Below are 19,215 nucleotides of genomic sequence, written 5' to 3' on the forward strand. Positions count from 1 at the left end.
CTTCCACCGACCGCGTGACGAGGCGCTTCATGACGGCAGGCCGCGACCGTTCCGTCCGCCGCCGCAGGGGCGGCGCATGACCGCCGCGCCCTCGCCCTACCGCGTCCTCGCCCGGAAATACCGCCCCCAGCGCTTCGAGGACCTGATCGGCCAGGAGCCGATGGTGCGCACGCTCCGCAACGCCTTCGCCTCGGGCCGGATCGCGCAGGCGTGGATCCTCACCGGCGTGCGCGGGGTCGGCAAGACCACCACCGCCCGCATCCTCGCCCGCGCGCTGAACTACGAGACCGCCGACGGAAGGGGCGGCCCGACCGTCGATCTCTCGACGCCGGGCGTCCACTGCGCGGCGATCATGGAATCGCGTCATGTGGACGTGGTGGAGATGGACGCCGCCTCCCACACCGGCGTCGCGGACGTGCGCCAGATCCTGGAGACCGTGCACTACGCGCCGGTGATGGCGCGCTACAAGGTCTTCATCATCGACGAAGTGCACATGCTCTCCACGAGCGCCTTCAACGCGTTTCTCAAGACGCTGGAGGAGCCGCCGCCCCATGTGAAGTTCGTGTTCGCCACCACCGAAATCCGCAAGGTGCCGGTGACGGTGCTGTCCCGCTGCCAGAGCTTCTCGCTCCGGCGGGTGGCGGCGGACGAGCTGTCCGGTCACCTGAAGCGCGTGTGCGACGCCGAACAGGTGACGATCGAGGACGAGGCGCTCGCCGTCATCGCCCGCGCGGCGGAAGGCTCGGTGCGCGATTCGCTGTCGCTGCTGGATCAGGCCATCGCCCATGGCCAGGGCGACGTGAGCGCGGAGGCCGTGCGCGGCATGCTGGGCCTCGCGGACCGGGCCGGCGTGCTCGACCTGTTCGAGGCGGTGATGCGCGGCGACGCCTGCGCGGCGCTCGACCTGTTCCGCCGCCAGTACGACGTGGGCGCCGATCCGGTGGCGGTGCTGACCGATCTTGCCGAGACCATCCACCTCGTCACCCGCATCAAGCTCGCGCCCAGGGCCGCGGACGATCCGACGGTGAGCGAAACCGAGCGCGTCCGCGGTCGCGCTTTCGCCGAAGGCGTCACCATGCGGGCGCTGTCCCGCGCGTGGCAGATGCTGCTGAAGGGCGTCTCCGAGGTTCAGGTCGCGCCGAAGCCGGCGCAGGCGGCGGATATGGTGCTGGTGCGCCTCGCCCACGCCGCCGACCTGCCGACGCCGGACGAGGCTCTGCGGATGTTGAGGGGCGGCGAGACGCCCGCGCTTCCCGCCCCGCCCCCCTCCGGCGGGGGAGGCGGGGCGCCTCGCGGCGGGGCGGAGTCTGTCGCCCGTTCGGGCCCGGTGCTGGCCGCCGCGCGCGCGATCGTCGAGGCGCCCGCCGCCCAGCCGGTTCAGGCTGCGGCCGCGCCGTTTCTCCGCCTGTCCCGCTTCGAGGATCTGGTGGCGCTCGCGGAGCGCGAGCGGGACATCGTTCTGAAAACCGCGCTGGTCCGCAACGTGCGCGTGGTGCGGTTCGAGGACGGCGTGCTGGAGTTCCAGCCCACCGCCGAGGCCGCGCCGGACCTCGCGGGCCTGATCGGCAAGCGGCTGCAGGAGTGGACCGGCCAGCGCTGGATGGTGGCGGTGGCCGCCGGCGAAGGCGCGCCCACCCTCCGCGAGCGCGAGGAGGCGGAGGTCGCCGCCCGGCTGGAAGGCGTGCAGGCGCACCCCCATGTGCGGGCGATCCTCGACCGCATCGCGCCGGGCGCCCAGATCGTGGACGTGCGGGTGCGGCCGCCCGAGGCGCCCGCGGACGAGCTTGACGCCGCCGCGGCCGAAGCCCTACCTCCGGTCGACGAGACCGAGGATTTCTGACGAAGGGAGCCCGCCATGCGCGACATCATGGGCATGATGGCCAAGGCCAAGGAACTGCAGCAGAAGATGCAGGACGCCCAGGCCGAGCTGGAGCAGGTCGTGGTGGACGGCGCCGCCGGCGGCGGGCTGGTTCAGGTGACGCTTTCCGCCAAGGGCGACCTGCGCGCGCTCAAGATCGACCCCTCGCTGCTCAAGGCGGACGAGGCGGAGATCCTCGAAGACCTGATCGTCGCCGCCCATGCGGACGCCCGCGCCAAGGCGGAGGCCGCGATGCAGGAGAAGATGGCGGGCGTGACCGCCGGCCTGCCGATCCCGCCCGGCCTCAAGCTGTTCTGAGTGTCTCGGCCTCCGGCGTTCCGTCGGAGCCTGTTCAGACATTCGCGCCCGCCGTCCTGCCCGCGCGGTGCGCGGGCAGGACGCAAACGTGGATGGCGCGCTTCGCCCGTTTCCAAGCAGGCTCTTAGGCCTTCATGCCCCGTTCCGCCGCCGGCCCCGAGATCGAACGCCTGATCCAGCTGCTCGCCAAGCTGCCCGGGCTCGGGCCCCGTTCGGCCCGGCGCGCGGCGCTGCATCTGGTGACGCGGCGGGAGCGGCTGATGGAGCCGCTGTCGGACGCGCTGCGCGTCGCCTGCGAGCGGGTGACGGAGTGCCCGACCTGCGGCAATGTCGACACCCAGTCGCCCTGCGCCATCTGCCGCGATCCGGGCCGCGACGGCTCGGTGATCGTGGTGGTGGAGCATGTCTCCGATCTCTGGGCGCTGGAGCGTTCCGGCGCCACCGACGCCCGCTATCATGTGCTGGGCGGCACGCTGTCCGCGCTCGACGGCCGCGGGCCGGAGGACCTCAACATCGCCGGGCTGATCGAACGGGCGAAGGCGCCGGAGGTGCGTGAGGTGATACTGGCGGTCAACGCCACGGTGGAGGGCCAGACCACCGCCCATTACGTCACCGACCTGCTGGCGGGCGCGGATGTGAAGGTCACCCGTCTCGCCCACGGCGTGCCGGTGGGCGGCGAACTGGACTATCTCGACGACGGCACGCTGGCGGCCGCGATCCGCAGCCGCACCACGTTCTGAGCGCCGGTCTGGCGCGCTGACGCAGCGAGCGGCTTAAGCTCCCGTCATGCCCGCCGGAGGCGGCTATCCATGACGTTTCGCTTGTCGGAAACGTGTGCGTTTAAGTCGTGAGCGCTCGATGATGAGGCTTGCGCGCATGACGCCCGATGGCGATTTCCGCACAGGCTCCGAACGGTCTCGGACGCGCCGCCGTCAGTCGATCAGGTCGGGCGTAAGAACGGTGTTGTCGCCGAGATAGCCGGCGATCTTGTCCAGGAGGACGTTCTTCTCTTTCCACACGCGGGTCACGTCATGGCCCGCGCCGGGCACGACGTCGATATGCACGCCCCGCGCTCCGGCCACGTTGCCCGCCTGGATGACGTCGGGGATGCAGTCCGACCCCACCACGATCTGGGTCTTTCGGGCACCGCCCCGCATCACATGGCGCAGGTCGGCGTGGCGCGGCTTGAAGCCGGCGAAATCGTCGTGCCAGCGCTTGTCGTTGAGGCGCAGCCGCGCCTCGACCGAGATCACGGTCTGCGGCACCAGCGACAGCACGTAATGGGCGTTCAGCCGTTCGCCGAAAAAGATCGCCGCATAGCCGCCCATGGAGTTCCCGAGCGTGACCAGCGGCAGGTCGTCGTCGAAATGGCCGACCACCGCGTCGCGGATGGAGGACGCGGTGTCCTCCATGTCGTCGGAGAAACCCTTGAGGCCGAAATTGTACCAGCGCCGGGTCTCATCCTTCACGAACAGGACGTTGTAGGACAGCTCGCGCAAGGTGTGCACGAACTCGAACGCGGGAATGCTGTAGCCGCCCTGGCTGCGCAGGCCGCCGAACACCACGATGTTCGCGCGGGGCGCAGCCGAGTGAAGCACCTGCGCCGAATCGTTCAGCGTAAAAATGTCAGCCGTCTGCAGCATTTCCCATCTCGATACAGCAAGCCCGTCGCATTACGGGCGCGAAGTGCTCGCCAAGCCAGCGCAACAGGGTGTCTCATACCTAGGTCCATCCGCAATAATCCGTACGGACGACGACGGCAAACGGTTTCGAATGTCTCTAATCCATCACGGTCTCAGGCGCTCGGCCGCACCTCCTCCACCTCCGGCACGAAATGCCTCAGCAGGTTCTCGATGCCCTGCTTGAGCGTGGCGGTGGAGGACGGACAGCCGGAGCAGGAGCCCTTCATGTCCAGATAGACGACGCCTTCGCGGAAACCGCGGAAGGTGATGTCGCCGCCGTCCATGGCCACCGCGGGGCGCACCCGGGTGTCCAGCAGCTCCTTGATGGTGTCGACCGTATCCTGGTCGGCTTCGTCGTAGAACTCGCCGTCGTCGTTGGACTGGGACGGGACGTCCCCATCCGCCATCAGCGGCGCGCCGCTGAGGTAATGCTCCATGATCGCGCCAAGGATGGCCGGCTTCAGGTGCTGCCACTCGCCGCCGGCCTTGGTCACGGTGATGAAGTCGCCGCCGTAGAACACGCCGGTCACGCCCTCGATCGCGAACAGGGCGCGGGCGAGCGGCGAACGGTCGGCCTCGGTCGCGCTTTTCAGCTCCAGCGCGCCGCCGGGCAGAACCTCGCGTCCAGGCAGGAACTTCAGCGTCGCCGGATTGGGGGTCGCTTCGGTCTGTATGAACATCGCCGGTCTGGCCTCCATGTTCGGCGCGTCGCGCACGGCGACCATATTGTCTGTCACAGAGATGGAGGCGATCGCCCCAGGGGTCAATCGGCGGGGGTCAGCCTTGCGCCGTCGAGCGGGGCGTCGAAGCGGAACGGGGCCAGCGGCGCCCCGAAGCCGCCGAGCGGCGGCAGCGCGTCGCAGATGGCCCGCACCTCGGCCGGGGCGCTGGTCTCCTCCGGTCCGACGCCGAGCCGCGCCTGAGCCGCGAGCCGGCCAAGCGTCTCGCTCGAGGTCAGCACCGCGAACGGAACCGCCAGCAGGAAGCTCGCCAGCACCGGCGCGGCCCAGAACAGCACCTGCGGGGCGGACGCGGCGAGCGCCGCCGACAGGGCGAGGCCGAACAGCGTGGCGGGCCAGAGCTTCGCCGCGGCCTCGCGCCAGCCGACGCGGTGGCCGTCGCGGTCCTGCGCCTCCCAGCCGACGCAGACGCCGAAGCCCAGCAGGCCGATCAGGAACACGGTGACGGAGAAGCTGATCACCGGCGCCAGCAGGAAGCCGAACAGCGCCTCCGCCGCCGCCGACAGCGCGAAGGCCGAGGCCCCGCCGTAGCGCGCCGCCTTGCGCGGGTCGGACAGCACGTCGAGGTAGCCCATCAGCTTGGGCGCGAAGGTCAGAGTCAGCATGGTCATGAACAGGCCGATGCTGAGGCCGACGGGAAAGGTTCCGGGCGGGTCGAGCTCGCCGATCACCGAGGGCGGGCCGAAGGCCTGCACGGCGCCGGCGATCATGAAGCCGATCCAGGCCGGCGCGCCGGCGTACATCAGCACCGCGAGCAGCAGCTGCAGCCGCCCCACTAGCGGAAGGCCGGGCCGGCGCAGCAGCTTCAGATACTGCATGTTGCCCTGGCACCAGCGCAGGTTGCGGCGCAGGAAGTCGGGCAGGGAGGTGGGGTTGTCCTCCCACGAGCCGCCTTCCTCCGGCAGCACGGCCACTTCGTAGCCGGCGGCGCGCATCAGCACCGCCTCCACCTGGTCGTGGCTGAGCACCGGGCCGCTCAGCGGCGGTTTTCCGGGCAGTTCGTCGAGCCCGCAATGGTCGCGGAACGGCGCGACGCGGATGGCGGCGTTGTGGCCCCAGTAGGGGCCGGCGTCGGCGCTCCACCACGCCGCGCCCATGCTGTAGGAGCGCATGCTGGCGCGCATGCCGAACTGGAACATGCGGGCGAAGGCGGTGCGGGCCGGCAGGCCCACCGTCAGGCTCTGCAGGATGCCGAGCTTCGGGTTGGCCTGCATCACGCGCACGAGCCTGAGGATGGTCGCGCCGGACATGACGCTGTCGGCGTCGAGCGTGATCATCAGTTCGTAGCCGTCGCCGCGGGACAGCAGGAACTCGCGGATGTTGCCGGCCTTGAAGCCGGCGTTGACGGCGCGGCGGCGGTAAAACACGCGCTCCGGCCGGTCGAGCCCGCGCCGCCAGCCCTCGATGGCGCGGCGCTCGTCGTCCGCGTCGTCGTCGCGGGTGCTGTCGCTGAGGATGTGAAGGTCGAACAGGGCGCCGTGGCCCGTGCGGTCCAGACTGCGCAGGATCACGTCCAGCCGCCGGATCATGCGCTCGGGGTCTTCATGCCGGACGCACATGACGAGCGCGGTGCGCGCGACGATCGCGTCATCCGGGCCGGCCAGCGTCGCGCAGGGCGCGGTGGCGGCGAGGGGATCCCGGCTGAAGCGCAGCAGCAGAAAGCCGATGACGCCGTTCCAGAAGCCGATCACGATCCAGGGCAGCGACAGCAGGAAACAGGCGAACATCGCCATTTCGGGGATGGACCAGCCGTCCACGTCCATCACGGTCCAGAAGGCGATCCCGAGCGCCAGATGGGTGACGACCACCAGCGTCGCCATGACGAGCCGGCGCAGCGCGACGGTGAGCGTGGATTGGGTTCCCGTCGGCGTTCGGCCGCGGAACAGCGGCCGGCGCAGGGGGGAGGAGCGGGCGACCGGAGAGCTGTCGATCGTGGAACTCATGTCACGCTTTCGGTGGCGGGGACCTGGGTCGGGAACGGCCGATCGGCGACCCGGTAGCACGCTGCGGAGGCCGGCGCCGCTTTGAGCGGCGGACCGCCGATCAATTAGGCGCGCGCTGCGGCGCGGCAACTGGCCGAACGGTTGAGGGGCCGCGACCCTCTGCGCGGTTGACGGTTCGCTTCGTCGCGTGACCTCTGCCTGACGAGGAACGCCTGCGTGCGCGACATCCGCCGCCGGCCCGCACCCATCAGGAGGCCGCAGCCCATGACCGACGCACGCTCGTCCACCTCGCTCGACGCCCTGTTCAACGGCTACCGCCGCTTCCGCGCCGAATCCTGGCCCGAGCTGCGCAAACGCTTCGAGAGCCTGGCGGACGGGCAGGCGCCGAAGATTCTCGTCATCGGCTGCTCGGACAGCCGGGTCGATCCGCAGCAGATTCTGGGCGCGGCGCCGGGCGAGCTGTTCGTGCTGCGCAACGTCGCCGGCCTGGTTCCGCCCTACGCGCCGGACCAGGCTCATCACGGCGCGAGCGCGGCGGTGGAATACGCGGTGCGCGTCATCAAGGTGGAGCGCATCGTGGTGCTGGCGCACGCCGGCTGCGGCGGCGTCAACGCCCTGCTCAACGGCGCGCCGCCGGAGGCCTCCGACTTCGTGGTGGGCTGGATGGGCATCGCCGCCCGCGCCCGCGAGGCGGTGGACCCGACGCTCGAAGGCGACGCCCGCCAGCAGGCCGGCGAGGAGGCTTCCGTCGGGGTGACGCTCCAGAATCTGATGACCTTCCCCTGGGTGCGGGAGCGGGTCGAGGCGGGCGATCTCGCCCTGACGGCCATGCACTTCGCGGTGCGCAACGGCTGCCTGCGCTGCCGGGACGAAAGCGGCGGCTGGTCGGCCGTGCCCGTGGAGTGATATGGCGTGCGGGCCGGTGGGGGCCGCGCCGGTCCGAACGATGAATCCAAACCTGGAGTTTGAACTCATGACCGACATCGTTTTCCGCACCGGCGAGGCCACGGTGCTCGCGGCCGAAGGCCAGTACACCGACGCCATGCCCGAGGTGCTGATCGGCTCCGTCGACGGCCCGGTCGGCCACGCCTTCGCGTCCTTCCTCGGCCAGACGGTCGGCCACACCCGCATGTTCGTGGTGCGCGACCTGAACCAGCTCGTCCGCCCTGCGGCGATCATGACCACCAAGGCCACGATCCACACCGCGGAATATGTGGAGCTGCTCGGCGGCGTGGTGCAGGGCGCGACCGGCGACGCCATCGTGGACAGCGTCATCGAAGGCGTGCTGCCCAAGGACATCACCGACAAGATCTGCCTGATCATCACGATCTGGCTCGATCCGCGCTGCGCCGAGGACGCGAACCTCGACAAGGCGGACCTCTACCGGACCAACTACGAGGCCACCAAGCTCGCCATCAAGCGCGCCATGACCGGCGAGCCCTCGATCGACGAGCTGATCGCCAACCGCAAGACGGTGAAGCACTACGCCCTCGACGGCGTCGTCGAGTACTGACGCGCCGCCCGCGGCGGGAGCGGATCTCCGTTCCCGCCGCGTCCGCCCGGCGTCAGAGCGCGCGGGCCAGAAAGTCCGCGATCGCGGCGCGCGCCGGCGCGGCGTTGGGATCGGGCAGCGCCACATGCACATGGGCCGAGCCCGGCCACAGCTTCAGCTCCGCCGCGTTCCCGGCGGCGGTCCAGCGCCCGGCCATGAACAGCGTGTCGTCCACCAGCGGATCGCGCGTGCCGACCGTGAACAGCGCCGGCGGCAGGCCCGCAAGATCGGCGTAGAGCGGCGAGACGTCCGGCGCGGCGCGGTCCTCGCCACCCTGCAGATAGTGGCTCGTGAACATGCGCAGGTCGCGGGTGGTCAGCACCGGCGTCGCGGGCGCGCGTCGCGCGCTCGGCGTCAGGCCGAGATCGTAGCAGCCGGCGGTGAGGTTGGCGGCGCGGAACGGCGTGAGGCCATGGCGGTCGCGCAGCCGCAGCAGCGTCACCGCGGCGAGATGGGCGCCGGCCGATTCGCCGCCGATCAGCAGCCGTTCGGTTCCGAACCGGGCCTGCGCCGTCGCCGCGAGCCACAGCGCGGCCGCCTCGCAGTCGTCGGGCGCGGCGGGGTAGGGGTGCTGCGGCGCGAGCCGGTACTCCACCGACACGCAGGCGAGGCCGAGGTCATCCGCCAGTTCGTCGAGCCGCGGGTCGTCCTGGTCGGCGCTGCCGAAGGTCCAGCCGCCGCCATGGACGTGGAGATAGGCCCCGCGCGGTTCGGGAGGCGCCACGATCCGGAGCGCAAGCTCGCCGGCCGGCCCCGGAATGACGACCGTTTCGGCCCGCGCGCTCTTGGGCTCGCCGATGAAGGGCGTCAGGCCGTTCCGCCGCCGCTCCCGCACGGCCTCCGGTCCGATGCTCCAGGGATCCGGGGCCGCGGCGGCCCCCCGGATCAGCCGGGCGTTCAGCCGCTCCGTCTCCTCGGGCGCGGGCGCGCGGAAGGCGGCGGGATCGACGATCAGGACCATGCGGGACGGGCTCCGGGCGGGACGGTGAGCGTGAGGGAAACGCCAGCGGCGCTTTTCCCGCAAGCGCGAAACGCGCCATGCTGGCCCGCCCGGACGTTCAAGGAGAGGCCCATGCCGGACATCGTCGCCGCCGGACCCGCGCCGCACCAGATCCTGTCGCGAATCACGGTGCGCACCCGCGGCCCCGGACTGACCGATCTCACGGCGCGGATGGCGGAGGCGCTGCGGGCCGGCGGCGCCGGCGCCGGCCTCGCCACCCTGTTCGTGCGCCACACCTCGGCCTCGCTGACCCTTCAGGAGAACGCCAGCCCCGAGGTGCGCGACGATCTCGTCGACGCGCTCGACCGCCTCGCGCCGCGCGGCGCCGGCTGGCGCCACGACCTCGAAGGCCCGGACGACATGCCGGCCCACATCAAGACGATGCTCACCGGCGTGTCGCTCTCGATTCCCGTGGCCGAAGGGGCCGCGCTGCTCGGCACCTGGCAGGCGGTCTATCTGATGGAGCACCGCGACCGGCCCCACGAACGTGAGGTCGTCCTGCACTTCATCGGAACGTGCGCGACGCCCGCCTGAGGGTGGCCTTACGGCCATGTTGCGTTGCGGGGGCAAGGTCCGCTAGCTATTGGCCGCCTTTAGACGTAATTTTCAGCTTTCGGCGTCGAATGTGTTGAAGATTCGGCCTTGGGACGATCTAAACCTATCGACTTTGGTATCGGCGGAGCGCTAAGACGTTTTCATGACGACCTCTGAATCCTCGTTCCGACTTCTGATCGCCGACGACCATCCGCTGTTTCGCACGGCGCTGCGGGAGGCCGTGGCCGGAGAGGCCGCGGAGATCGTCGAGGCGGGCTCGTTCGACGACGCGTCCAAGATTCTCGAGGACGACACGTTCGACCTCGTGCTGCTCGACCTCACCATGCCGGGCGTCAGCGGCTTTTCCGGCCTGATGTACCTGCGCGCCCAGTATCCGGCGACGCCGGTGGTGGTGGTGTCCGCCAACGAGGACCCGACCACCATCCGCCGCTGCATGGAGTTCGGCGCCTCGGGCTTCATCCCGAAGACGCTCGACGTGGAGAAGATGCGCGACGCGGTGCGCGTCGTGCTCGCCGGCGACACCTGGACCCCGCCGGACCTCGACTTGAGCGCGCCCAGCGACGACGGCTCCGCCAAGCTGGTCTCCCGTCTCGGCACGCTCACGCCCCAGCAGGTGCGGGTGCTGATGATGCTGAGCCAGGGCCTGCTCAACAAGCAGATCGCCTATGAGCTCGGCGTCTCCGAGGCGACCGTGAAGGCCCATGTGTCGGCCATCCTCGCCAAGCTCGGCGTGGAAAGCCGCACCCAGGCGGTCATCGCCGCCTCCAAGATCGAGGCCGGCCAGTGGCCGGAGCGCGCCGCGGGCTGATCCGCGCCGACGCCTGTTTCCTGCCCAGGATCTGAAAACGGCGGCCCCCTTTCGGGCCGCCGTTTTTCGTCGCCGGCTCAGCGCGCGGCGGCGCGCTTCGCCAGCAGCTGCGCCAGCAGCGCCCTGAGCGCCGCGGGGCGGATGGGTTTCGGCAGCACCTGCACGTCCTTCTCCGCGGCCTGGGCGCGCAGGCCCGGCGAACGGTCGGCGGTGATCAGCACCGCCGGGAACGGGCGGCCGAGCTTCCAGCGCAGGTTGACAATGGCCTCCAGCCCGTCGGCCTCGTCGAGGTGGTAGTCGGCCAGAACCACGTCCGGGAAGGTCTTGTGCTTGCGGATCATCTGCTCCGCCTCGCGCTGGCTCGCGGCGGTGAGCGCCGCGCAGCCCCAGCCGCCGAGCACGGTGGCCATGCCCTCCAGAATCGCCGGTTCGTTGTCGATGACGACCACGCTCAGCCCTTCCAGCGGCGACGAACGCGGCGCGGCCGCGGGCTCCTCCGGCGCGGTCGCGGGCAGGGCGGCCGCCACCGGCATCTCGATCGCGAACACCGAGCCCATGCCGGGCTTGGAGCGCAGCGTCAGCGGATGCTCCAGCACCCGGGCGATGCGCTCCACGATCGACAGGCCGAGGCCGAGCCCCGGCGCCACCTTGGCGCCCTGCTCCAGCCGCTTGAACTCGCGGAACACCAGCTGCTGCTGGCCGGAGGCGATGCCGAGGCCGGTGTCCCACACCTCCACCCGGAGCTTTCCCTTCAGCCGCCGCGCGCCGACGATGACGCGTCCGCGCGGGGTGTACTTGATGGCGTTGGAGACGAGGTTCTGCAGCACCCGGCGCAGCAGCCGGCGGTCGGAGCGCACGGTGAGGCTGGTGCTGATCACCGACAGCTTCAGGCCCTTCTCCTCGGCCACCGGCGTGAACTCGCGCCGGAGCTGGGAGATGATGTCGTCCAGGCGGAAGGTGGAGAGCTCGGGGCGCATGGCGCCGGTGTCGAGCCGGGAGATGTCGAGCAGGGCGGACAGGATCTCCTCCACCGCGTCGAGCGATGCGTCCACGTTGCGGGCGAGGCGGCCGAAGTCCTCCTGCGGCCCGGTGCGCTCCACGAGGCTGGTGGCGAACAGGCGGGCCGCGTTCAGCGGCTGCAGGATGTCGTGGCTCGCGGCGGCGAGGAAGCGGGTCTTGGAGATGTTGGCCTCGTCCGCCACGGTCTTGGCGCGGGCGAGCTCCTGATTGAGGCGGGTGAGCTCGCGGGTGCGGTCGCGCACCCGGCGCTCCAGGTTTTCGTTCGCCACCTCCAGCGCCTGCTGGGCGGCCACCGTCTCGGTGATGTCGGTGTAGGTGGTGACGACGCCGGCGTCGGGCATCCGGGCGGAGCGGATCTCGATCACGCGTCCCGAGGGCTGCAGCCTTGTGCGCATGGTCTCCAGCCGCACCACGAAGCGCTGGATGCGGTCGGCGACGAACTCCTCCTCATGCACCGGCCCGTAAAGGCCGCGGCGGGCGTTGAAGCGGAAGATGTCGTCGAGGCCGACGCCCAGATAGATCATCTCCTCGGGCAGGTCGAACAGCTCCCGGAACTCACGGTTCCAGGCGACGAGCTTCATCTCCTTGTCGATGGCGGTGATGCCCTGACGGGCATGGTCCAGCGCGGTCTGCAGCACGTCGCGGTTGGACTGGAGCGCGGCGGAGGCGTCGTCCAGAAGCTGCAGCGCGTCCTGGGTGGTGACGTTGCGGCGGCTGAGCAGCATGGACAGCACCAGCCGCGACGAGGCGGCGCCGATGGCCGAGGCGAGCAGGCGCTCCGCGAAGCGCAGCGTGGTGGCGTCCACCTCGCCGTGGCCGACCAGCGGCGCGGCGCGCGCGGCCTCATAGCTGCGGAAGGCCCGCTCGGCCCGCTCCGGCCCGATGTAGCGCGCCACCGTCTGCATCACGTCCGCGGTCGTCACCCGCGCCCGCCACGGGCGGAAGGGGGCGGCGTCGCCGTCGTCCGCCCGGGGCGCGCCGTCGTCGCGGAAGGCGTCCGCCTGCTGCAGCTCGATGGCGGTGGGCGCCCGCAGCAGCGACACGAACACCAGCGCGACGGCGTTCAGCGCGAGACTCCAGAACACGCCATGGGCGAAGGCGTCGCCGAACGATCCGCCGAACAGCGCCTCGGGCCGCAGCCATCCGATGCCGAACGGCCCTTGCGCCAGCACCGCGTGCGGCAGGCCGAGACGGGGTCCGAGGGCGGGCAGCACCAGCGTCCAGCCCCAGAGCGCGAGCCCGACCACGATCCCCGCGACCGCGCCGGGCGCCGTCGCCCGGCGCCACAGCAGGCCGATGAAGAAGGCTGGCGCGAGCTGCGCGGTCGCGGCCAGCGACAGCAGCCCGAGCTGCGCCAGCGCCGCGCCGTCCGCCAGCCGATGGGCCACGTAAGCCAGCGCGATGATGGCGCAGATCGCGAGCCGCCGGATCATCAGCAGACGGCGGCTCATGTCCGGCACGCCCGCGCCGCGGCCGCGCAGCAGCGCGGGAATGGCGAGGTCGTTGGAGGCGATGATGGCGAGCGCCACCGTCTCCACGATCACCATGGAGGTGGCGGCCGAGAGCCCGCCCAGGAACACGAAGGTGGCGATCCAGCGGGCGTCGGCCGAGAGCGGCAGCGACAGCAGATAGAAGTCCGGGTCCGCGGCGGCGTTCTGGCCCAGCAGCGTCAGGCCCGCCAGCGCGAGCGGCGCCACCAGCAGCGCGACCACGGCGAGATAGGCCGGGAACAGCCAGGCGGCGGTGCGGGCCTCGGTCGAATCATGCGCCTCGACCACCGTGACGTGGAACTGGCGCGGCAGCAGCAGCGCCGCCGTGAACGACACCGCCATGATGGCGAGGAAGGTGGAGACGGCGGGCGCGTCCGCGAACAGGTCCAGCGTCTCCGCCGCGCGCGCCTGGGCGATCAGGTCGGACGGGCCGTCGAACAGGCCGAACACCACGAAGACGCCCGCCGCGACGAACACCAGCAGCTTGATCGCGGTCTCGGCGGCGATCGCCAGCATCAGGCCGTCGTGCCGCTCGGCGGCCTGCACCTGCCGCGCGCCGAACAGGGCGGCGAACAGCGCCAGAGCGATCGAGGCCGGCAGGGCGGGATCCACCAGCGCGTTCTCGAACCCGAGCAGCAGGTTCAGCGACCGGGCGATCGCCTTGAGCTGCAGCGCGATGTAGGGCAGGGCGGCGGCCAGCGCCGCCACCGCCACCAGCGCGGCCACCCGCTGGTTCTTGCCGTAGCGCGCCGCGATCAGGTCGGCGATCGACGTGATGTTCTGCGCCTTGGCGATGCGGATGACGCGGGCGACCAGCGGCGCGAAAAGGCCGATGGCGAGCGCCGGCCCCAGCAGGAAGGCGAGGAACAGCCAGCCCTTGACGGCCGCGAAGCCGACCGAGCCGTAGAACGCCCAGGCGGTGCAGTAGACCCCGAGGCCGAGCGCGTAGAGATGGGGCCTCAGACGCCCGGACAGCCACGCCGGACGCCGGGCGTCGGCGTAGACCGCAAGCGCCAGCAGCGCCGCGAAATAGGCCAGGACCACCCCGGCGACGACCAAACCCTGCACGTTTCCGCATCCCCCTTAGGCAGAGCGGCGCCGAAAAGCAGGGCGCGCCCGCAGCCGCAGCCGGCGCGTGCGCCTTGCCTGAAGCTTCAATCTTTCGTTAACGTCACCGCCGACGGCTGGCAATTCGCCCGCCGGCTCGCGGGACGGCATACACAGGGGCTCATCGCCGATGTCCATGATCCAGGAATTCAAAGAATTCGCCATGAAGGGCAATGTCGTCGACCTCGCGGTCGGCGTCATCATCGGCGCGGCCTTCGGCAAGATCGTCGAAAGTCTGGTGTCGGACGTCTTCATGCCGATCGTCGGCGCCATCATCGGCGGGCTGGATTTCTCGAACTACTTCATCGGCCTGTCGTCCAACGTCACGGCCACCTCGCTGGTTGAGGCGAAGAAACAGGGCGCGGTGCTCGCCTACGGCAACTTCATCACCATCGGCCTCAACTTCCTCATCGTCGCCTTCATTCTGTTCCTGGTCATCAAGGCCGTGAACCGCCTGAAGAAGAAAGAGGAGGCCAAGCCCGAGGCCGTCGCCGAAGTGCCGGCCGACGTGAAGCTGCTCGGCGAGATCCGCGACCTGCTCGCGGGCGCCCAGGCCCGGATCTGAAGACTGGCTCATGAGCGCCCGTTTCGTCCTGCACTACAACCCGCGGTCGCGCGCCCAGCGCATCCGCTGGCTGCTGGAGGAGGCGGGCGCTCCCTATGATCTGGCGCGGCACGATTTCGCCGCCCGCACCCACAAGGCGCCGGAATTTCTGGCGCTCAATCCCGACGGCAAGCTGCCGACGCTGGTGGATCGCGGACCGGACGGGGCGGGGTCGACGGTGGTGACGGAAAGCGCCGCCATCGTGCTCCACGTGGCGGACGCCTGCCCCGAGGCCGGCCTGGCGCCCGCGATCGGCGATCCGGCGCGCGGGGCCTATCTCAACTGGATCGTCTACAGCGTCGCCGCCATCGAGCCGGCGCTGCTGGACGAGGCCTTTCCCCGCGGGAGCGACGCGCCGGCCTCCGCCGTCGGCTGGCCGCCTTACGCGGGCGCGCTCGATCGGGTGGCCGCGGCGCTGTCGGACCGGCCCTATCTGCTGGGCGAGGCGTTCAGCGCGGCGGACATCGCGATCGGCTCGTTCCTGTTCTGGGTGCGGGGTTGGGGCAAGCTGCCGGAGGCCGGACGGTTCGCGGGCTACCTCGACCGGCTCGCGGCCCGTCCGGCCTACATCCGCGCCGAAAGCGCGTGACGGCTACAAAAGAGGCGCGGTTTTTTCGTCCGCAGGTTTGCGTTTTGCGAGACCGGTCCTAAATTGAGAGGCAACGGGCGTAGAACCGAGTTCAGGAGCATCGCCGTGATGGGTTTGGACGTGTCTTTCGTCGTCATGCTGGCCGCCGCCGTCGCGGGGCTGGCGTTCGTGTCGTTCTCCGCCGCGCCTGAGCCGAAGCGCGCGCCGGTGCGGGTGCGCTCCCGCCGCCGCTGAGCCTGCGCCGAACTCGCGTCATCCCTGCATAGTCGGTTCTTCGGACGCCTCGATGACGCCTGTCGTCGGGGCGTTTTCGCGTCCCGGGCGCGGCGTTGAGGTCGCGCTTGAAACCGACGAGTGTGACGCCCATCTAAAATTCCGATCGGAGCGCTTTGTTTACGAGGCTCCCGTCAAAGTCGCTTGAAGCTGAGGACTTTGATTCATGTCGCGTCTGACAAGCTTGCAGAGCCCGTTTCTGCTCGGGTTCGACGGCCTCGAACGGGCCCTCGAACGTGTGGCGCGCAGCGGGGACGGCTATCCGCCCTACAACATCGAGCGTCTGCCGGCCGCTGACGGGCAACCGGAACGGCTGCGCATCACGCTCGCCGTGGCCGGGTTCCGCCCCGAACAGATCGAGGTGTCCATCAGCGACAACGAGCTCGTCATCCGTGGGCGCCCGCCCGCGGAGCGCCCGGATCGCGACTTCCTCCACCGCGGCATCGCCGCGCGCCAGTTCGCGCGGGCGTTCCTGCTCGCCGACGGCATGGAGGTGCTTGGCGCGGAACTTGCGACGGGCCTGCTGGTCGTCGACCTCGTTCGACCCGAGCCGAATCGGTCCGTGCGCCGGATCGCCATCGCCTCGCGGGACGAGACATGCCGCATCGCGGAGAAGGAGTGACGTCATGGTCAATGGATTTGTCGCGCTGGCGCGCAAGCAGCCTCTGACGGCGGCCGAGTTCGCCGCGGTCGGCGACGGGCGCATCGCCTATGTGAAGCCGATGCAGTCCGAGCAGCTCAACGCGCTGTTTCCCGAGGCGCCGGAGCTGGAGCCGGGTCTGGCGCTGTTCGCCCTGCTCGGCGCCGACGGTTCGCCCATCGTCGTGGCGGACAGCCGCGAGGCCCTGATCGAGAGCGCGCGCGAGCACGAACTCGTCACCGTGGCGGTGCACTGACGAAAGACGCTTCATCCGGCCGGCGAGCGCCGGTCGGATGAACGGGCGCGCGACTCAGAGCTCGCCGCGGATCTTCTCGAACTGGCCGGTGCGGCGGTAGCTCCAGAGGTAGCTCGGCGCGATCGCGTCCACCGGCGTCGGCGCCACGCCGAGGCCGTCCAGCGTGCGGCCGGCGGCCGCCGCCTCGTCCGACACCACGTTGTCGGTCTCCAGCATCGTCACCTGATCGACGGTCAGCGGCGCGTTCGGCAGCAGCTGCAGGACCCGGCCGAGCGCCTTGGCCGCGCCGAAGGGCAGGGGAACGAGCGGGCGCGAGCGGCCCGTCACCTTCAGCACGTAGCGCAGCACGTCTTCGAGCGTCATGACCTCGGGGCCGCCAAGCTCGTAGGCCCCCGCGGCGTCGGCCTTGCCGGCGGCCGCCAGCGCCGCCGCCCGGGCCACGTCGCCCACGAACACCGGCTGCAGCCGGGTGCGCCCGCCGCCGATCAGCGGCAGCGCCGGCGCGATTCGCGCCATGGCGGCGAATCGGTTGAAGAAGGCGTCCTCCGGCCCGAACACCACCGAGGGGCGCAGGATCACCGCGCCCGGAAACGCCTCCGCCACGGCGGCTTCGCCTTCGGCCTTGCTGCGGCCGTAGCCCGAACGCGCGAGACGGTCGGCGCCGATGGCCGACATCTGCACGAAGGTGGAGGCGCCCGCCTCCTGCGCCGCTTCGGCCGCGGTGCGCGGCCCCTTGCCCTGCACCGCCTCGAAGCTCTGCTTGCCGCTTTCGGCGAGGATGCCGACCAGGTTCACCACCGCGGTCGCGCCGCGCACCGCCTGCGCCACCGATTCGGGATAGCGCAGATTGGCCTGGGTCGCGACGATCTGGCCGACGCCGCCGAGCGGCTGCAGATGGCCCGCCAGATCGGGCCGGCGCACCGCCACCCGCACGCGCCAGCCGTCCCGCGCCAGCGCCCGCACCACATGCCGCCCGATGAAGCCGGAGCCTCCGAACACGGTGACCAGCTTGTCGCCGACCGGGCGGGGATAGCGCGCGTCGCTCATGGCGGGAGCCTTCGTGGAACGGTTCGAACCTGCGGATGACAGGTAGAGCATCGTCCGAAAGCCGTAAAGCGAGCCGCGCGGCCGTATGACGCGGAGGGTGTGAAAGCTGGGTGACATGGCATTGACAGGCCCGCTCCCAGCCAATATCACCCACCCCGAGCCCAGGTGGCGGAACTGGTAGACGCGCACGGTTCAGGTCCGTGTGGGTAACACCGTGGAGGTTCGAGTCCTCTCCTGGGCACCACATATGGCGTCCGGCGTCGCGACGTAAAAATCGCGACGCCGGACGTTTTCGTTTGGAACGCGCCGGTCGGCGGCGCATCTCTCCCTCCTTCGCCGATCGACCGCTGCGCTGGCATCGATTGGCGAGACATGACGATCCGGCTTCATCAGGGCGATCTGCCCGACGACTACGCCGCAGGCGATTCCGTCGCCATCGACACCGAGACCCTCGGCCTCAACCCCCACCGCGACCGCCTGTGCCTCGTCCAGCTCTCGCTCGGCGACGGATCGGCCGATCTGGTGCAGATCGCGCCGGGCCAGACCTCGGCGCCCAATCTGGAGCGCCTGCTGCGCGACCGCTCGGTGACCAAGCTGTTCCATTTCGCGCGGTTCGACGTGGCGGCGCTCTACAAGGCCTTCGGCGTGATGACCGAGCCGGTCTACTGCACCAAGATCGCCTCCAAGCTCACCCGCACCTACACCGATCGCCACGGCCTGAAGGACATCGTGCGCGAACTGCTGGGCGTGGAGATCTCCAAGCAGCAGCAGTCGTCGGACTGGGGCGCGCCGGATCTCTCCGACGCCCAGCTCGCCTATGCGGCGAGCGACGTGCTGCATCTGCACGCCCTGCGCGCCAGGTTCGACACGCTGCTGGAGCGGGAAGGCCGCGGCGCCTTCGCGCAGGCCTGCTTCGCCTTCCTTCCGGTCCGCGCCGCGCTCGATCTCGCCGGCTGGGCCGAGACCGACATCTTCGCCCATATGTGATCCGAGCCGGTAACCGTCTTGGCGTCCTCCACCACCTTCGCGCATGACGGCCGCCGCGCCGCCGAGGCCTACCTCGACGCCCAGCGGCATTCGCGGCTGGTGCGCCGGCTTCGGGTGGCGGCGCCGGCGGCGGCGGCGCTTGCTGTGGTCGCGACTTCGGTCGCCGCGCTGCTGCAGCCGCTGTCGGGCGAGGTCCATGTGGACACCGCCGGCATCGGCGTCGGCGGCCCGACGGTGGCCATGGATGCGCCGCGCATGCGCGGCTTCAACGGGCAGAACCGGGCCTACGAGGTCAGCGCGCGCACCGCGCGCCAGACCATCGCCGATCCCAACCGCGTCGGGCTGGAGCAGCTTCAGGCCGAGATCGAGCTGACGGCCGGCGGCTGGGCGCGGCTGAGTTCGAAGGAAGGGCTTTACGAGGCCGACGCCCAGGTGCTGAACCTCGACCAGGACGTCCACGTCATCTCCGACAAGGGCGACGACGCGCGGCTCCAGTCCGCCCGCGCCGAGCTGAAGACCGGCCGGATCGTCTCCGACAAGCCGGTCGAAATCTCGCTCGGCGGGTCGACTTTGACGGCGGATCGCATGGAGGTGCTGGACAGCGGCGACCGCATGCTGTTTTCCGGTCGGGTGAAGATGACGCTGAAGCGGGGCGCGGCGAGCGGGGAGGCCCTGCGAGGCGCCGTCGATCCGGCGCGCGCGCCGGGCCAATGAGCGCCTGAAACGACAGAACAAGGGTTGAGGAT

At 70.6% G+C, this 19,215-nt stretch carries 20 protein-coding genes and 1 tRNA gene; 15 read left to right on the forward strand and 6 right to left on the reverse strand.

Annotation, left to right across the window (positions count from 1 at the left end; genetic code table 11):
* Positions 1 to 76: 76 nt before the first annotated feature.
* From PKE85_RS11295 to recR, 3 genes are all read left to right on the forward strand, one after another.
* Positions 77 to 1,840, forward strand: a complete 1,764-nt coding sequence (locus PKE85_RS11295; RefSeq protein WP_271204836.1) for a DNA polymerase III subunit gamma/tau — start codon at positions 77 to 79, stop codon at positions 1,838 to 1,840.
* A 15-nt stretch (positions 1,841 to 1,855) separates the two neighbouring features.
* Positions 1,856 to 2,176, forward strand: coding sequence for a YbaB/EbfC family nucleoid-associated protein (locus PKE85_RS11300; protein WP_271204837.1), 321 nt, complete (start codon positions 1,856 to 1,858; stop codon positions 2,174 to 2,176).
* A gap of 134 nt (positions 2,177 to 2,310) precedes the next feature.
* The gene (gene recR, locus PKE85_RS11305) at positions 2,311 to 2,916 is read left to right on the forward strand and encodes a recombination mediator RecR (RefSeq protein ID WP_271204838.1); all 606 of its coding nucleotides are present in this window, start codon (positions 2,311 to 2,313) and stop codon (positions 2,914 to 2,916) included.
* Between the two features lie 192 nt (positions 2,917 to 3,108).
* Here recR and PKE85_RS11310 read toward each other — a convergent pair whose 3' ends face one another.
* The 3 genes from PKE85_RS11310 to mdoH form a co-directional block, all read right to left on the reverse strand.
* Positions 3,109 to 3,819, reverse strand: a complete 711-nt coding sequence (locus tag PKE85_RS11310; protein ID WP_271204839.1) for a hypothetical protein — start codon at positions 3,817 to 3,819, stop codon at positions 3,109 to 3,111.
* A 152-nt stretch (positions 3,820 to 3,971) separates the two neighbouring features.
* Positions 3,972 to 4,538 (reverse strand): NifU family protein, encoded by a 567-nt coding sequence (locus tag PKE85_RS11315; protein ID WP_271204840.1) that lies wholly within the window; start codon positions 4,536 to 4,538, stop codon positions 3,972 to 3,974.
* A gap of 83 nt (positions 4,539 to 4,621) precedes the next feature.
* The gene (gene mdoH, locus PKE85_RS11320; RefSeq protein WP_271204841.1) at positions 4,622 to 6,541 is read right to left on the reverse strand and encodes a glucans biosynthesis glucosyltransferase MdoH; all 1,920 of its coding nucleotides are present in this window, start codon (positions 6,539 to 6,541) and stop codon (positions 4,622 to 4,624) included.
* A gap of 264 nt (positions 6,542 to 6,805) precedes the next feature.
* Here mdoH and PKE85_RS11325 point away from each other — a divergent pair, with 264 nt between their 5' ends.
* Both PKE85_RS11325 and fae read left to right on the forward strand, forming a co-directional pair.
* Complete coding sequence (locus PKE85_RS11325) at positions 6,806 to 7,447, forward strand: carbonic anhydrase (protein WP_271204842.1); 642 nt, start codon at positions 6,806 to 6,808, stop codon at positions 7,445 to 7,447.
* A gap of 67 nt (positions 7,448 to 7,514) precedes the next feature.
* The gene (gene fae, locus PKE85_RS11330) at positions 7,515 to 8,054 is read left to right on the forward strand and encodes a formaldehyde-activating enzyme (RefSeq protein ID WP_271204843.1); all 540 of its coding nucleotides are present in this window, start codon (positions 7,515 to 7,517) and stop codon (positions 8,052 to 8,054) included.
* Positions 8,055 to 8,106: 52 nt separating this feature from the next.
* On the opposite strand, the gene PKE85_RS11335 is transcribed toward fae, so the two are convergent.
* Positions 8,107 to 9,054, reverse strand: a complete 948-nt coding sequence (locus tag PKE85_RS11335) for an alpha/beta hydrolase (protein ID WP_271204844.1) — start codon at positions 9,052 to 9,054, stop codon at positions 8,107 to 8,109.
* 111 nt (positions 9,055 to 9,165) lie between these two features.
* Between PKE85_RS11335 and PKE85_RS11340 the strand changes: the two genes are divergently transcribed.
* Both PKE85_RS11340 and PKE85_RS11345 read left to right on the forward strand, forming a co-directional pair.
* Complete coding sequence (locus PKE85_RS11340) at positions 9,166 to 9,627, forward strand: secondary thiamine-phosphate synthase enzyme YjbQ (protein WP_271204845.1); 462 nt, start codon at positions 9,166 to 9,168, stop codon at positions 9,625 to 9,627.
* Positions 9,628 to 9,790: 163 nt separating this feature from the next.
* Positions 9,791 to 10,456, forward strand: coding sequence for a response regulator transcription factor (locus tag PKE85_RS11345; RefSeq protein ID WP_271204846.1), 666 nt, complete (start codon positions 9,791 to 9,793; stop codon positions 10,454 to 10,456).
* A 77-nt stretch (positions 10,457 to 10,533) separates the two neighbouring features.
* Here PKE85_RS11345 and PKE85_RS11350 read toward each other — a convergent pair whose 3' ends face one another.
* On the reverse strand, positions 10,534 to 14,034 hold the full coding sequence (locus tag PKE85_RS11350; protein WP_271204847.1) for a hybrid sensor histidine kinase/response regulator: 3,501 nt from the start codon (positions 14,032 to 14,034) through the stop codon (positions 10,534 to 10,536).
* A gap of 175 nt (positions 14,035 to 14,209) precedes the next feature.
* Here PKE85_RS11350 and mscL point away from each other — a divergent pair, with 175 nt between their 5' ends.
* The 5 genes from mscL (at position 14,210) to PKE85_RS11375 (ending at position 16,435) form a co-directional block, all read left to right on the forward strand.
* Positions 14,210 to 14,638, forward strand: coding sequence for a large conductance mechanosensitive channel protein MscL (mscL, locus tag PKE85_RS11355; protein WP_271205001.1), 429 nt, complete (start codon positions 14,210 to 14,212; stop codon positions 14,636 to 14,638).
* 10 nt (positions 14,639 to 14,648) lie between these two features.
* Positions 14,649 to 15,266, forward strand: coding sequence for a glutathione S-transferase family protein (locus PKE85_RS11360; RefSeq protein WP_271204848.1), 618 nt, complete (start codon positions 14,649 to 14,651; stop codon positions 15,264 to 15,266).
* 108 nt (positions 15,267 to 15,374) lie between these two features.
* A complete protein-coding gene (locus PKE85_RS11365) occupies positions 15,375 to 15,500 on the forward strand; it encodes a hypothetical protein (RefSeq protein WP_271204849.1) in 126 nt (41 codons plus the stop codon).
* A 205-nt stretch (positions 15,501 to 15,705) separates the two neighbouring features.
* Positions 15,706 to 16,161, forward strand: a complete 456-nt coding sequence (locus PKE85_RS11370; RefSeq protein WP_271204851.1) for an Hsp20 family protein — start codon at positions 15,706 to 15,708, stop codon at positions 16,159 to 16,161.
* Positions 16,162 to 16,165: 4 nt separating this feature from the next.
* Complete coding sequence (locus tag PKE85_RS11375; RefSeq protein ID WP_271204852.1) at positions 16,166 to 16,435, forward strand: BQ00720 family protein; 270 nt, start codon at positions 16,166 to 16,168, stop codon at positions 16,433 to 16,435.
* A 54-nt stretch (positions 16,436 to 16,489) separates the two neighbouring features.
* On the opposite strand, the gene PKE85_RS11380 is transcribed toward PKE85_RS11375, so the two are convergent.
* Positions 16,490 to 17,482: a complex I NDUFA9 subunit family protein gene (locus PKE85_RS11380; protein WP_271204853.1), complete on the reverse strand. Its 993-nt coding sequence runs from the start codon at positions 17,480 to 17,482 to the stop codon at positions 16,490 to 16,492.
* Between the two features lie 159 nt (positions 17,483 to 17,641).
* Between PKE85_RS11380 and PKE85_RS11385 the strand changes: the two genes are divergently transcribed.
* The 3 genes from PKE85_RS11385 (at position 17,642) to lptC (ending at position 19,183) form a co-directional block, all read left to right on the forward strand.
* Positions 17,642 to 17,726 (forward strand) — tRNA-Leu (locus PKE85_RS11385).
* A gap of 128 nt (positions 17,727 to 17,854) precedes the next feature.
* Entirely contained in the window at positions 17,855 to 18,469 is a 615-nt protein-coding gene (locus PKE85_RS11390; RefSeq protein ID WP_271204854.1) for a ribonuclease D, read from the forward strand.
* Between the two features lie 18 nt (positions 18,470 to 18,487).
* Positions 18,488 to 19,183, forward strand: a complete 696-nt coding sequence (gene lptC / locus PKE85_RS11395; protein ID WP_271204855.1) for an LPS export ABC transporter periplasmic protein LptC — start codon at positions 18,488 to 18,490, stop codon at positions 19,181 to 19,183.
* Positions 19,184 to 19,215 lie beyond the last annotated feature (32 nt).

The sequence above is a fragment of the Methylopila jiangsuensis genome, assembly GCF_027922305.1.
Lineage (GTDB): Bacteria > Pseudomonadota > Alphaproteobacteria > Rhizobiales > Methylopilaceae > Methylopila > Methylopila jiangsuensis.

Coding starts and splice junctions, on each gene's coding strand:
- PKE85_RS11295 (WP_271204836.1), top strand. CDS start 77: ATGACCGCCGCGCCCTCGCCCTACCGCGTCCTCGCCCGGAAATACCGC.
- PKE85_RS11365 (WP_271204849.1), top strand. CDS start 15,375: ATGGGTTTGGACGTGTCTTTCGTCGTCATGCTGGCCGCCGCCGTCGCG.
- PKE85_RS11300 (WP_271204837.1), top strand. CDS start 1,856: ATGCGCGACATCATGGGCATGATGGCCAAGGCCAAGGAACTGCAGCAG.
- fae (WP_271204843.1), top strand. CDS start 7,515: ATGACCGACATCGTTTTCCGCACCGGCGAGGCCACGGTGCTCGCGGCC.
- PKE85_RS11370 (WP_271204851.1), top strand. CDS start 15,706: ATGTCGCGTCTGACAAGCTTGCAGAGCCCGTTTCTGCTCGGGTTCGAC.
- PKE85_RS11360 (WP_271204848.1), top strand. CDS start 14,649: ATGAGCGCCCGTTTCGTCCTGCACTACAACCCGCGGTCGCGCGCCCAG.
- PKE85_RS11390 (WP_271204854.1), top strand. CDS start 17,855: ATGACGATCCGGCTTCATCAGGGCGATCTGCCCGACGACTACGCCGCA.
- PKE85_RS11380 (WP_271204853.1), bottom strand. CDS start 17,482: ATGAGCGACGCGCGCTATCCCCGCCCGGTCGGCGACAAGCTGGTCACC.
- PKE85_RS11310 (WP_271204839.1), bottom strand. CDS start 3,819: ATGCTGCAGACGGCTGACATTTTTACGCTGAACGATTCGGCGCAGGTG.
- mdoH (WP_271204841.1), bottom strand. CDS start 6,541: ATGAGTTCCACGATCGACAGCTCTCCGGTCGCCCGCTCCTCCCCCCTG.
- PKE85_RS11325 (WP_271204842.1), top strand. CDS start 6,806: ATGACCGACGCACGCTCGTCCACCTCGCTCGACGCCCTGTTCAACGGC.
- recR (WP_271204838.1), top strand. CDS start 2,311: ATGCCCCGTTCCGCCGCCGGCCCCGAGATCGAACGCCTGATCCAGCTG.
- PKE85_RS11345 (WP_271204846.1), top strand. CDS start 9,791: ATGACGACCTCTGAATCCTCGTTCCGACTTCTGATCGCCGACGACCAT.
- PKE85_RS11375 (WP_271204852.1), top strand. CDS start 16,166: ATGGTCAATGGATTTGTCGCGCTGGCGCGCAAGCAGCCTCTGACGGCG.
- PKE85_RS11335 (WP_271204844.1), bottom strand. CDS start 9,054: ATGGTCCTGATCGTCGATCCCGCCGCCTTCCGCGCGCCCGCGCCCGAG.
- mscL (WP_271205001.1), top strand. CDS start 14,210: ATGATCCAGGAATTCAAAGAATTCGCCATGAAGGGCAATGTCGTCGAC.
- PKE85_RS11340 (WP_271204845.1), top strand. CDS start 9,166: ATGCCGGACATCGTCGCCGCCGGACCCGCGCCGCACCAGATCCTGTCG.
- PKE85_RS11315 (WP_271204840.1), bottom strand. CDS start 4,538: ATGTTCATACAGACCGAAGCGACCCCCAATCCGGCGACGCTGAAGTTC.